A 13,733-nucleotide genomic window follows, 5' to 3' on the forward strand; every position below is an offset into this window, starting at 1 on the left:
ACCAGCCGTCTGCTGCAACACTGAGGGCCAAACCAGTAACTCACTTAATTTCGCACCCAATAAATTCCCTCATATGGCCGTAATACCATCTCTTGTGGCTGGAAAGCGCTTTCGCCATAACTGCTCATCAGCAATTGCCACTGTCCATCTAGCTCAACGCCCTCCGGTAACCATTGCTGTGATTGATGGCTCAGATTGGCGGCCACCAGCAATTGTTTGCCTTGCCAATTGCGAAGATAACACCATAAATCAGGATGTTGTGGACAAAGGTCTTGATAGTCACCCAAAGTGAAGACTTCATGCTGCTTGCGCAGCGCTATCAAATATTGATAGGCATAAAACACTGAATCGGCATCTGCCAGCGCCGCATCGACGTTAATCTCACCATAATTACGGCAAGGCTCAATCCAGGGCGTTCCCTGGCTGAAACCTGCATTGCGGCGACTATCCCATTGCATTGGGGTGCGGCCATTATCACGGGATTTTGTCGCCAAAATCGCCAATAACACCTCAGGATCGCGCCCTTTAGCACTCAATTCAGCAAACATATTCAAACTTTCAACATCACGATATTGTGCAATAGAGCTGAAATTCGGATTGGTCATCCCAATCTCTTCACCTTGATAAATATAAGGCGTGCCCTGCATCCCGTGCAGCACCATCGCCAGCACCTTCGCCGCAGGCAGGCGCAGCTCGCCCTCATCACCAAAACGCGACACAATGCGCGGCTGGTCATGATTACACCAGAACAGCGCATTCCATGCCCGGTTATGCATACCTTGCTGCCACTGATTAAAAATCTGTTTTAATGCAATGCGATCCGGTGGCATCAATGACCATTTTTCACCATTGAGATAATCCACTTTCAGATGATGAAAATTAAACGTCATCGATAACTCATCCCCACCCAATGCAGCATAACGCTGGCAATGCTCAAGGCGGGTGGAAGACATTTCGCCGACCGTCATCAAGCCGCGCGGCTGAAACACATCGCGGCTCATTTCTTGTAAAAATTCATGGATTCGTGGGCCATCGGTATAGAAACGGCGGCCATCACCGTCAGCGTCATCCGGGAAATCCTGCTGTTTGGAGACTAAGTTGATCACATCCAACCGCAATCCATCCACACCTATATCCGCCCAGAACTCACAGACTTTTTTCAGTTCTTCGCGCACCGGCGGATGTTCCCAGTTTAGGTCAGCCTGCTCTGTAGCGAATAAATGCAGATAATACTGGCCACTGGCTGCATGCCATTGCCAGGCATTACCGCCAAATTTTGAGCGCCAATTATTGGGTAAATTATCCCCCTGACCATCACGCCAAATATAAAACTGGCGATAGGGGCTGCTGCGGTCTTGCGATGCTTTAAACCAGGCATGTTCAGTGGATGTATGGTTGAACACCATATCCATCACAATACGAATACCACGCAGATGGGCTTGTGCTACCAGATGTTTAAAATCATCCAATGTGCCATAAGCCGGATCAATGGCGCAGTAATCTGCAACGTCATAGCCGTTATCCACTTGCGGCGAGACATAAACCGGTGTCAGCCAAATTGCATCGACACCCAGTTTTTGCAGATAATCCAAACGTTGCGTCACCCCCGCCAGATCACCATAACCATTGCCGGTGCTGTCTTGAAAACTCTTCGGGTAAATCTGATAAATGACGCCGTTTTGCCACCAAGGGATAGGATTATTCATAACAGACTCTTTTTTGTAGAGAAAACCGAGAGAATTGAAAAATAACTCCGCCAGATAATAGCCACTGGCGGAGGTCGGTGACTCAGACCGGCAATTCGCCGCGACTGTCTTTGCGTTTATACACCAGGATGGTCAGCACCAAGGGCACTACAATAGCCACTAACATGGCCACCGCATAAATCGCCCAAAATTGCGGTTTAATGGACAAAATACCGGGCAAACCGCCGACACCAATGCCATTCGCCATGACGCCGGTTAGCCCGCAAATCAGCCCAGCCAGTGCCGAACCAATCATGGCGCACAGCATCGGGAAGCGGTATTTCAGATTAATACCGTACATCGCCGGCTCCGTCACACCGAGATAAGCTGAAATTGCCGCCGGGACAGAGATTTCGCGCTCATTAACTTTACGGCTGATAATGATAATGCCCAGCACCGCAGAGGCCTGCGCGATATTAGACAACGCAATCAATGGCCACACCGGTGTGCCACCCATGCTCTGAATCATCTGCATATCAATGGCCAACGTGGTCTGATGCACCCCGGTAATCACCAATGGCGCATACAGGAAACCAAACAGTGCGGCCCCAATTGGCGCAAAACTGCCCGTCATCACCGCTTTCACACCCCATGCCACCCCATCACCGACCATCCGGCCGAATGGCCCAATCAGAGTATGGGCCAGGAACACCGCCAGCAGCAGTGAAACCACCGGCACCACCACCAAATAAAGGTAAGCAGGAATAATTTTTTCAGATTGGTTTCAATCCAACCCAAAGCTAAACCGGCCAATATGGAGGGGATAACCTGCGCCTGATAACCCACTTTCTCAATGGTGAACCAACCAAAATTCCATACATCCGGAATTTGCTGCCCCAACAGGTAAGAATTCATTAATTGTGGTGATACCAAGGTAATCCCCAGCACAATCCCCAATACTGGGGTGCCGCCCATTTTCTTCACCGTTGACCAACAGATAGCTACCGGCAGGTAGAAGAAGATGGCTTCGCCCAGTAACCACAGGAAGTCGTAAATGGTTTTCCATGCCGGATACAGCTGCGCCAATGTTTTACCATCAGACATTGGAATATCGCCGATCACATTGCGGAAACCGAGGATCAAGCCCCCGCTGATCAGTGCTGGCAATAAGGGGAAAAAGATCTCGGCAAAGTGTGAAATACCGCGTTCAAACCAGGTCATATTCTGCCGTGCGGCCAATTTGGTTTGCTCTTTATCCACTTCATTCAGACCAATTTTGGCAATCAATGCTTGATAGTAATCATCCACTTCTGGCCCGATAACCACTTGAAATTGCCCGGCATTAGTAAAGCAGCCTTTGACCATCGACAGGTTTTCTATCTCTTTCGGCGAGGCTTTTGACGGGTCATTTAACACGAAACGTAGCCGGGTAATGCAGTGGCTGACGGTGGCAATATTGTCTCTGCCTCCCACCAGTACGATCAATTGATCGATATCTTGTTGTTTTACTTTGCTCATTTCAACGTACCTTTCGTAAAGGTGGAGTGGCGTGCTGAGTAATAAGAGGTTTAAACCGGTTCTATCTTGCTAAATAAAAAAAAGTAAAAACAATAGCCGATTAAATAAGCAGCTAATTAAAGATTAGCTAGGTATTCATTTTTATGAAATGGGAACGTTCCCAACTTGAGTGGAAGATCACAATTTGATAATTTTTTGTTCTTTTGGGTGTGGTTAATAAAGCGCGATAACCAGCATGCAGTGCTACCCGGCGCCCCACCACTCAGGATGGGTTACCATGCATCACCAGAGTGAATAAAGAAGACTTAAACCAGCTGGCCGGGGATAATAATTTGCTGAATTTCTTTATTATTATTAAGTTGTTCAAGCAGTTGCTGCGCAGCTTTAACCCCTGCACTGCCATAACCCAGCTCGACTGACAGGCTATTAGGGAACAAGAAATGCAACAGAGGAGTATTGCCGATACCACACACCTGGATGTGTTGTTGCCCCTGCTGCTGTAAGTACTTACTTACCCCAAGAGCTATGGTATCAGAGGCACAGACCAGCGCCGAGGTGTCTGGTTTTATCACTTGTGCCGCTAATTGGAAGCCACTCTGATAACTCAACTCGCCCAATGCCACTGTGGGGCTCAGGCCGTGCTGTTGGCTGTAATCGAGATAAGATTGGTGACGGCGCAAGCCGGTGGTGGCGTCCGTGGGCTGCACACCGATATAGCTAATATGGCGATGCCCGGCCTGACGGAGTTTGTCCATCAACAGCCGCACCGCCCCTTCATCGTCATAACAAACAGAAGAAAAACCAGTATATTCCCGCGCCATCACCACCATTTTGTCCTGCCACGGCGTGAGCATTTCTGTGGTTAACCCAGTGAAACCAAACAAAATTACACCATCAACATGGCGCTGCCGCAAAATATGCAAGTGCTCACTTACTAACGCCGGGTCAAACTGGCTCTCCATCAAAATAGGGTCATACCCTTGCTGATAGAACAGCGGCAGCATGGTGCGCACCGCCTGATTTTCAGACGGCGAATCCAGTCGCGAAACAATAATCCCCACCACTTTATCACTCTGCCCGCGCATCGCCCGGGCGGATTTTGAGGGGGTAAAGCCCTGCTGGCGAATAACAGCCTCAACCCGCTCACGGGTCTGCGGGCTGACACTGCCTTCATTATTCAATACCCGCGAAACCGTGGATTTTCCAACTCCACTCATGCGGGCAATATCCTTAATGGTCAAACGGTTTTGCATGGTTTACCTAATGTTTAGGTTTGAATATATATAATAAACTGATTATTTATATTTACCGAAGTCGTGGGAAGTCACATTTGCCGAGAACTAGACTCAGCGCATGATATCCCAATGACCTATAACATATTGTTGCCCTAACGGAATCTTTGTCCGTCAGGGGAATTTTTGTCGTGGTCACCCGAGCCAGGCCATTTACTCTTTGTATAGCGACTTGGCCAGCCAGGCAAAGTATTTTTCACTTACCGGAGGTTAATTACCCAGTGGATCCTGTTCCCACAACCTGCACCCTTTGGGTGTACCGGTAAGGTAATCCCCTCTCATTTGGCGGCCTTACCGGATAAATAATCTGGTAGGCAGTCACAGCGCACCTCTCCTGCGCGGTTTTCTGCTGATAATGTTTTTGCCCCCTCTACGGCAAATTTGCCGTGGGCGTAACCTGGCTACCGTCCAATAAACTGTGTCAGGGCATGACAGTAAGGTCTGAACCATGCACGTTAAAAATTTCACCCGGCAATTGTTCAAAGTATTGAGCCGTAACCTGCCGCGCCGCCTGATCCGCCGCGAAACCATGCTCGAAGGGGTTTCTGCGGGAAGTGCGGCTAAAGATATCCCCGCCTCTCTGACCCAACAGCGTTTACAGTGTGCTAATGAAACGCCGCCGCAACTTTACTCACGTTTTCAAAGCCATCCGGAAGGATTGACCGAACAAGAAGCCGAGGTAATCCGTCTCAGCAGTGGCAGTAATGTGATTGAAAATCAGCAAGATATCAGTTGGTGGGTGCACCTATGGCATTGCTACCGCAATCCATTTAACTTACTGCTGACCATTCTGGCCCTGATTTCCTATGCCACGGAAGACCTCACCGCCGCACTGGTGATTGGGGCGATGGTATTTATCTCCACCCTGATGCATTTTATTCAGGAAGCCCGCTCTAACCGCGCCGCCGATGCATTAAAAGCGATGGTCAGTAACACCGCCACAGTGTTGCGCAGCGATCCCCACAGCGGGAAAAGTGAGCATCACGAGTTGCCGATTTCCCAGTTGGTGCCCGGCGATATCATCAAGCTCTCCGCCGGCGACATGATCCCGGCAGATTTACGTATTTTAGCGGCAAAAGACTTGTTTATCAGCCAGGCCGCCTTGACCGGTGAATCACTGCCAGTAGAGAAAGTGGCGCAATGCCGTGAATGTGATGAACAGAACCCACTGGAGCGAGATACCCTGTGTTTTATGGGCACCAATGTGGTGAGTGGTTCGGCACTGGCCATGGTCATTGGCACCGGTAACCAAACCTATTTTGGTCTGCTGGCAGAGCGCGTCACTCATCAAGATGAGCAGCCCAATGCTTTCCAGAGCGGCATCAGTAAAGTCAGCTGGTTATTGATCCGCTTTATGCTGGTAATGACGCCAATTGTTTTGCTTATCAATGGCTTTACTAAAGGCGACTGGTGGGAAGCGGCGCTGTTTGCGCTCTCCGTCGCGGTGGGTTTGACCCCAGAAATGCTGCCAATGATTGTCACCTCGACCTTGGCCAAAGGGGCGGTGAAACTGTCAAAACAGCAAGTCATTGTCAAACGCCTTGATGCTATCCAGAACTTTGGCGCGATGGATATTCTGTGCACCGACAAGACCGGCACTCTGACACAAGACAAAATTGTGCTGGAAAGCCATACCGATGTGTTTGGCGCTAATTGCGAGCGCGTGCTGCGCTATGCCTGGCTCAATAGTTATTACCAAACCGGGCTAAAGAATTTGCTGGATGTGGCAGTGCTGGCGTCGATGACGGATTCCGCCACCGCCGAATCTCAATCTGCCGACACACTGGCGGGCTACCGAAAAATTGATGAAATTCCCTTTGATTTTGAGCGCCGCCGCATGTCTGTGGTGGTTAGCAGTCAATCGGATTATCACGAGCTTATCTGCAAAGGTGCGCTGGAAGAGATGCTCTCTATCTGCCGCCATGTCCGACAAGGGGATGACGTTATCCCAATGACGGATACATTGATGGCACGTATCCGTCGGGTGACGGATGAGCAAAACCAGCAAGGGTTAAGAGTGGTGGCGGTCGCCACGCGAATTTTACCTGCTTATCAGCGAAATTATGCTGTTATCGACGAATATGACCTTATTCTTGAAGGATATATCGCCTTCCTCGACCCACCGAAAGAGAGCACTGCGCCCGCGCTTTTGGCACTCAAAAAGAGCGGTGTGACCGTCAAAATTCTTACCGGTGACAATGAGTTAGTCGCACGAAAAGTCTGTAAAGATGTCGGGTTATCTGTCGAGCGCGTATTGCGTGGCAGTGATATCGAGCAGATGACTGCAGCACAACTGACTGCGGCCACCCGCAGCACCACCTTGTTCGCCAAGTTAACGCCAATGCACAAAGAGCGCATCGTGCAAAACCTGCGGGAAGCGGGCCATGTGGTTGGTTTTATGGGGGATGGCATTAATGATGCTCCAGCACTGCGGGCCGCAGATATTGGCATTTCAGTGGATTCAGCTGTAGATATTGCCAAAGAAGCGGCTGACATCATTTTGCTGGAAAAAAGCCTAATGGTGCTGGAGCAGGGTGTCATTGAAGGCCGCCGCACCTTTGCCAACATGTTGAAATACATAAAAATGACCGCCAGTTCCAACTTTGGTAACGTGTTCAGTGTGCTGATTGCCAGTGCATTTTTGCCCTTCCTACCCATGTTGCCACTGCATCTGTTAATCCAGAACCTGCTGTACGATATTTCACAGATTGCGATCCCATTTGATAATGTCGACGAAGAACAACTGCTGCAACCGCAGCGCTGGAACGCCGGCGATCTTGGGCGATTTATGGTGTACTTTGGCCCGATAAGTTCAATTTTCGACATTCTGACCTTCAGCCTGATGTGGTGGGTATTCCAGGCCAATACCCCAGAGATGCAAACACTGTTCCAGTCTGGCTGGTTCGTCGAAGGGCTACTGTCTCAGACATTAATTGTGCATATGATTCGTACCCGTAAGATTCCATTTATCCAGAGCCGCGCCTCATGGCCACTGTGTTTAATGACATTGGCAGTGGTGGCTATTGGTATCGGGTTGACCTTCTCACCACTGGCTGGATTCCTGCAATTACAAGCACTTCCGCTCTCCTACTTCCCGTGGCTGATTGTGATTCTGATTGGCTATATGGTCACAACTCAATTAGTGAAAGGATGGTTTGTGAAGAGATATGGGTGGCAGTGATTTGAGTTTTATTTCAAATTTAAAGGGGAGAAATCCGGTCTAGTGATTGGCGTTTTAGATAACGTTAAAAATAGATCGGATCAACCGAACCAGATAATGAATATCACAATAAAAGCTAAATTCGACTCAAACAATCAATCGCAATTGCCTTAAAACTATCAAAATTTTCGCTACTCAATAAACGGCTCATCGAGCGCTCGCGCACAAAGGTCACGAACAGATCGTAAATCGCCATGGCTTCTTCATAATCCGTTTTACTGATAGCCAGTAGGAAAATAACATGGGCCACTTCACCCTCACCCCAAGAAATACCATTAGGTGCCAATAAGGTGACCACCACGGTTTTCTTGGCAACCAGGCCCAGTGAATGGGGCAGCGCAATCCCCTCGCCCAGCATGGTGGAAACGATTGCCTCCCGCTCAACGACTGAGGGATAAAAATCAGCGTCGACAAAGCCCTCGTCTTCCAACTGGCTACAGACTTTTTTGAATAACTGCTCTTGGGTCATCGGCTGGTCGATAATCATAAAATGGTGACTATCAAAAAACTTTTCCAGCATGTAAGGCCGAGTACGATCAACTAACACCAACTTACCCAATTGCTCCAGTTGATATTCCGTCGGGAATGGCGACATCACCACCACCGGCTTATTCTTTTCCACTAACCGCGAATTGGAAATAATGAAATCTTCGTCGATATGCTCAAGATTTTCGTAATCACGCAGGGAAATAGTCTGTGTCATGACAATTTGCGGATATTTGCGGGAAATCTGCGCCTGAATCATTCGGGTGGTGGAGTTGCCGGTATCACACACCAGCATCACCTGCGGATGGCGCTGGTAACCAATATTATAATGGCGTTCCAGCCCGACCCCGATATGCAGTACCAGATAGCCGATTTCATTTTCACTCAAGCTGTAAGGGGTATATTTTCCCCAACTGGAAACCGCCGCCAGAGTGACATCATAGGCCATCGGATAATGCTGTTTAATATTGGATAACAGTGGGTTAGGAATAGTAATCTGATATTTTACCCGGGTTATCATGGTCTTGATATGAGTGAGTAAATCAACCCTTAGCTGCTTATCATTCTGCAAATTATAGTTATAGTGAGCATTGATATACGAGAGAATGTAATCCACTAACGTCTCTTCGTCATCGGCATTTATTTCACTCGGCCGATTGGTGCTGGGCTGGCTTTCCTGCACCCGACGGGCGGCAATATTCACCCGCAGATAAGCCTCTTCTGCCGCAGAAATATCTTTACCCGACAAGATGTTAAGCTCTCGCGCCACTCGGGCCGAAGCTAACTTCACCGCCTCATCCACATCTTCGGCATCAAAATCAGAGAGTGGATAACCGTCGGTGATCCGTTTTATCGCCACCGCACAATAGAAAATCAGGTATTGCTCACCTTCATCGGTTAAGCGCACCGCATATTGTGCCAATAATTCATGCAGTAGTCCGGTCAATTCCGGAATGGTTTGAATACTAAGAAACTCGTTTTTTAATAATGGGTTATCGGCATCTTGCAGTTGCAACTGGAACAATAAATCTGTCAGACAAGTGCGGATGGCCAATTCACTACCAAACAATTTCATGCCATAGCGGGGCTTGGTTTCAATCGTCAGATGGTAGCGGTTTAACCTTTCTCTCACCTCAGCCATATCATTTTGCAATGTGCCACGGCTGACAAACCATTCATCGGCTAAATCTTCCAGCTTCAATGAAAAGGCAGAGGTCAGAAAACGGATTAGCAGATAATGCACCCGCTCACTGGCGGTGCGTGGGGTCAGATGCATTTTACGATTTTGTTGCTGGAGGGCACGAAAGCGGTCGGCGTCATCAACTTTTAGCAGATAACCAGAGCCGCGATTATGTACAAAATGAGCACCATAATGCTCGAGGATCTCATTCAACGCCGTAATATCTGCCCGCACAGTTCGAGTCGAGACCGCAAAACGTTTCGCTAACTCCTCTTGGGGTAACGTTTCCGATTGCAGCGCATCGAACATATAGGCCAGACGTTGATAGGGAAATCTCACTGCTCCACTCCATAATCCAGTGCATTATTTTCAGAATATAACCACATCTCCGCCAGCCTGGCCGCAGAGGACGAGTTACCTTACATCATTTTTCTGTCGTAGTGGCGCGAACACATTTTGCTATAGGTCGCCAATATCATCTGCAACCTCTCCTCAGAGCGCCCAATTGGACACCCTGTGGAGGCTGACTTCCTGTCACATTTAAAACTAATAAATAATAATGCTACTGATACATAACAAGACGGCTATTAGAAAACAATATTACTGTACAACTTTCTTCACAATATTTAATAAGGTTTTCACATCATCCGGGCGGGTATTACCTGTTTTGCTATCAATAATCGAGCTATAAATATGTGGGATAACTTTTGTAACGCCAGCATCTAACGCGATTTGCAAAATTTGTTCGAAATTATCCAGATCAATGCCACCGGTAGGCTCAAGCCAGAAGCCGGTAGCCGCGCAAGCCTCGGCAACAAAACGGTATTCTTCGATAGAATCCAACCCATTCATTGGGAAAAATTTCACCGAGCTGCCGCCCATATCTTTCAACAGGGCAATGGCCGTGGTCACAGGAACAATAGCATCTGTCTGTTGCGAACTGAGCGGGCCGGTGGAAATCTTCACATAACCCACTTTACCGGTCGGTGAAATTAGGCCGTTAACCACAGTCTCATGCTGGCCTAGCAAGGCGCGGCTGGCACCCACGCCGGTAAACACCTGATTGACATGCTGCGGCTGCACCTGTTGTGAAATCTGGCTGACCATGACGGATTGCTTCGGATCACCGGCACCCAGCCCGACCGACAGCGCATTATCAATCAGTGCCGCATATTCCCGCATGTCTTTGACTGCGCTGTCGACATCCGGATAGTTTTTCGATAACACGCCCACCAGAACATGACCTTCAGCAGCTTGGTAAATCTCGCGCGCATTGTCTTTTGAACCAGCCAGCACATTCAGGCATACCCGGTCACGGTAAAAATTCGGGGTCAATTTCATGGTTTAGGCTCCCTTAACCAAGCGGTTAATACAGGTATAAATCGTGTCAAGCTGCGGTGGCGTTACACTGCGCACATCCACTTCAATTTTGCCTTCGTTGGCCTTATAGGCGCGGAAGTAAATGGCGATATCGCCATTTTTGAGCGCTTCGACTAAATCAGGGGTCGAACGCCCTATTTTTGCTTCATCAAAACTGATTTCAGTGCGGGCGATATCACGTCCAGCTGCATCCCAAACCACTTTGGCCGAGATACCATCAATAGTATTTAACTGACTGATAAACGGAGTCATTTTCGAAACCATCTGCTGACCGGTTTCTTTCTCCAGTGTCATGTAACTTTCAATGGCACGAGTCAGGCCCAGTATGCCCTCTTTACCCACTTTCATCGCCCGGCCAATACCACTTGATTGCAATTTCACCCACTCAACATAGGTTTTCTTGCCCAGCACCAGTCCGCTGGTTGGCCCTTCAATGGCTTTGGCACCACTGTAAATCACCAAATCGGCACCCATTTGGTAGTAACACTGCAAATCTTCTTCCGCTGCGGCATCAACAATTAATGGCAATTGATGCTTACGTGCAATCACTACCGCCTGTTCAACAGATAAAATGCTTTTTTGGACACAATGATGGGATTTTATATACAAGATCGCCGCAGTATTTGGCGTGATCGCGGCTTCCAGCTGTTCTGGCAAGCATTCATTGGCATAGCCCGCTTCCACCACTTTGCCGCCCCCCAGTGTCACCATTGTATCCACTGGCGCACCAAAGTTAACATTGTGGCCTTTTGGTAACACAATTTCATGCGGCACTGTGCGGGGCGCGGCGTGGAGGTTAACCAACAAATTCGCATTGTCTTTAACAATGACTGCCGCAACAGACTGAGCAATCCCGGCAGAGGCGCAGGAAACCACCACCGCGTCTTCAACATTCAGTAAGCTGGCAATGTAAGCACCGGTTTTATTCACCAAGTCTTTCATTTCAAAGTAATGATTCAGACCCAGCTCTACCGCCTCAACCACATCTTGCCGTGGCGTTGAAACCCCCAGCATCGTCATGCGGCCAGAAGCATTAATGACTTGTTTTAACTGGTATTTTTCATAGACTGAAGACATTTTTCAACTTCCCTTCGTCAGTTAACACTACGTCACCGGCAACAATTGCAGCCAGTGGCACCAGATATTTCTCACCGGTAACCGATTTACCTTCTGAATCATTGAAGACCTGAGGCTGTTGTTTCAGCTCAAATATTGTCAGGTCGGCGTCATAGCCCACATCCAGCACCCCTTTATGAGTGAGACGCAGCGCCTGCGCGGCATTTTCGGTAACACAGCGAATGATTTGCTCAAGACTCAAGCCGATGGTGAAAAACTTGGACATCACGGTCGCCAGGCTATGCACTGGCCCGTTAAGGCGGTTGCGGCAATAAATGTCAGAACTGATGGTGTCCGGGTAAATACCTTGCTTGATGGCAATTTCTGCAACATCAAAACTGAAACTGGCACTACCGTGGCCGACATCCAGCAATACGCCGCGTTTAATCGCCCGCTGGACAGACTCACGCAACGTACCGGCGGGGGTCAAAATTCGGTTCGGTTTGCCATTGTAGCAGTGGGTAATAATATCGCCACTGGTCAATAAATCGGCAATCTCATCCAGATCTGGCGGATTGTTGCCGATGTGCACCATAAGCGGCAATTGATTGTTTTCTTTCTGAATTTCTTTCGCGCGCACCAATGGCTTAATGCCATTTTTGCCCACTACACTGCTGCTCATGCGCGCTTTAATCCCAATGATAAAACCGGGATTGCGGGCAATAGCCTGGCTAACACTTTGCTTATCAATCTGCGCCATATCGGACAATTCGTTTTGCGTCAAAATGCCGGTTTTAGCAATATTCAAGAAAGCATAAACGTGGGTTTTGGCTGCTCGAGTTAAGCGGTAAAAATCATCTACATCATTGGCACCGGTACTGCCAGCATCAACGACCGTGGTGACGCCACTGGCTACGCCAACTAAATCAGCTTCATCATGATAAATAGGTGATGCGGGATAACAGTGAACATGGGAGTCAATCCAGCCCGCACTGAGGTAATATTTTCCGGCCAAATCCAACACCTTTTTGGCCGAATAAACCGGAGATTTTGTTTGATTTTCTATATCCGCAGAAATAGCTGCATTTACTGCTACTATTTTTCCGTCATTAATTGCGATATCAACCTGACGACCGTCAACTAATACTGCCCCTGTGATAATAAAGTCATACATTATCTTATACCTTCTTACTTAACGTCGCGTCGGGGTAAATATCCAGTTAGTTGAATATTCACCCCGTAGTTCAAGAGATAGCGACCGGAAAAATAGAGCCTAAAATCATGGCGCCCAAGATTGCACCGCCGGTAATAGGTTTGTTCCAGAGATAAAATAATAATGCGCCAGCTAAAGAACCAATCCCAATAGGAATTGAGGCCGTAATGGCTGACAAAATGATCAATGGCCCCAAGAAACGGCCAGAGGAATTACCTGCGCCCATCATTACGTCGGCACCGTAAGTTGAGTCACTCTGGTTAATCGTGAATTTTCGCGCCAAAATAATCAGGTAGCCGATGGCCACACCAATAATCAGGCCCGTGGCCAAAGCCGCACCAAAATTAGCGACTGGGTACACAAAGCCAGCACCTAGTAATAATGCGGGCACGCCCAGACCAACGCCAGTTTGAATTGCACCGCCGATATCTAAAATACCAACTAGTGAGCCTTCAATAATACGTGCAAATAAGAAGCTGGCACCAAATGCGGCTACTGCGCCATAAACACCCGTATCCATTCCTGCACGTAGCATTGAAACAAATGCTACTTCGTTAAATGCGCCGATCCCATAAAGATAATACATATGAGTACCAGCAAATACGCCGGAGGATAATAATCCTACAAAGATCGGAAATGACCAGTCGGCATACCAGAAATTATTCTTGGTTTGTTCATCCATCATCAAGCTCCTCTCGCTGTG

Annotated in this window: 8 protein-coding genes and 1 pseudogene; 1 reads left to right on the forward strand and 8 read right to left on the reverse strand. The window is 48.3% G+C overall.

The genetic code is table 11. The features are described from left to right. Nucleotides 1–44 precede the first annotated feature (44 nt). From treC to treR, 3 genes and pseudogenes are all read right to left on the reverse strand, one after another. Nucleotides 45–1,706, reverse strand: a complete 1,662-nt coding sequence (gene treC, locus YROHD0001_RS07825; protein ID WP_004714969.1) for an alpha,alpha-phosphotrehalase — start codon at nt 1,704–1,706, stop codon at nt 45–47. Between the two features lie 82 nt (nt 1,707–1,788). Continuing rightward, nucleotides 1,789–3,203, reverse strand: a pseudogene (gene treB, locus YROHD0001_RS19320) (PTS trehalose transporter subunit IIBC). Between the two features lie 305 nt (nt 3,204–3,508). Then, nucleotides 3,509–4,456 (reverse strand): trehalose operon repressor TreR, encoded by a 948-nt coding sequence (treR, locus tag YROHD0001_RS07820; RefSeq protein WP_004714974.1) that lies wholly within the window; start codon nt 4,454–4,456, stop codon nt 3,509–3,511. A 487-nt stretch (nt 4,457–4,943) separates the two neighbouring features. Here treR and mgtA point away from each other — a divergent pair, with 487 nt between their 5' ends. Further along, complete coding sequence (gene mgtA, locus YROHD0001_RS07815) at nt 4,944–7,676, forward strand: magnesium-translocating P-type ATPase (RefSeq protein ID WP_004714976.1); 2,733 nt, start codon at nt 4,944–4,946, stop codon at nt 7,674–7,676. A 115-nt stretch (nt 7,677–7,791) separates the two neighbouring features. Here the strand turns inward: mgtA and YROHD0001_RS07810 are convergent, their stop codons facing one another. The 5 genes from YROHD0001_RS07810 to YROHD0001_RS07790 form a co-directional block, all read right to left on the reverse strand. After that, a complete protein-coding gene (locus YROHD0001_RS07810; RefSeq protein WP_072086855.1) occupies nt 7,792–9,720 on the reverse strand; it encodes a BglG family transcription antiterminator in 1,929 nt (642 codons plus the stop codon). A 261-nt stretch (nt 9,721–9,981) separates the two neighbouring features. Further along, entirely contained in the window at nt 9,982–10,722 is a 741-nt protein-coding gene (gene dagF, locus YROHD0001_RS07805) for a 2-dehydro-3-deoxy-phosphogluconate aldolase (protein WP_004714978.1), read from the reverse strand. A gap of 3 nt (nt 10,723–10,725) precedes the next feature. Next, complete coding sequence (locus YROHD0001_RS07800; protein ID WP_032817013.1) at nt 10,726–11,838, reverse strand: DgaE family pyridoxal phosphate-dependent ammonia lyase; 1,113 nt, start codon at nt 11,836–11,838, stop codon at nt 10,726–10,728. Next, a complete protein-coding gene (locus YROHD0001_RS07795; RefSeq protein WP_004714980.1) occupies nt 11,822–12,991 on the reverse strand; it encodes an amidohydrolase/deacetylase family metallohydrolase in 1,170 nt (389 codons plus the stop codon). Before YROHD0001_RS07795 ends, YROHD0001_RS07800 begins: the two co-directional genes overlap by 17 nt. Nucleotides 12,992–13,061: 70 nt before the next feature. Then, the gene (locus YROHD0001_RS07790; RefSeq protein WP_032817015.1) at nt 13,062–13,712 is read right to left on the reverse strand and encodes a DUF4310 family protein; all 651 of its coding nucleotides are present in this window, start codon (nt 13,710–13,712) and stop codon (nt 13,062–13,064) included. Between the last annotated feature and the right edge of the window lie 21 nt (nt 13,713–13,733).

Source organism: Yersinia rohdei ATCC 43380 (assembly GCF_000173775.1).
GTDB classification, from domain to species: domain Bacteria; phylum Pseudomonadota; class Gammaproteobacteria; order Enterobacterales; family Enterobacteriaceae; genus Yersinia; species Yersinia rohdei.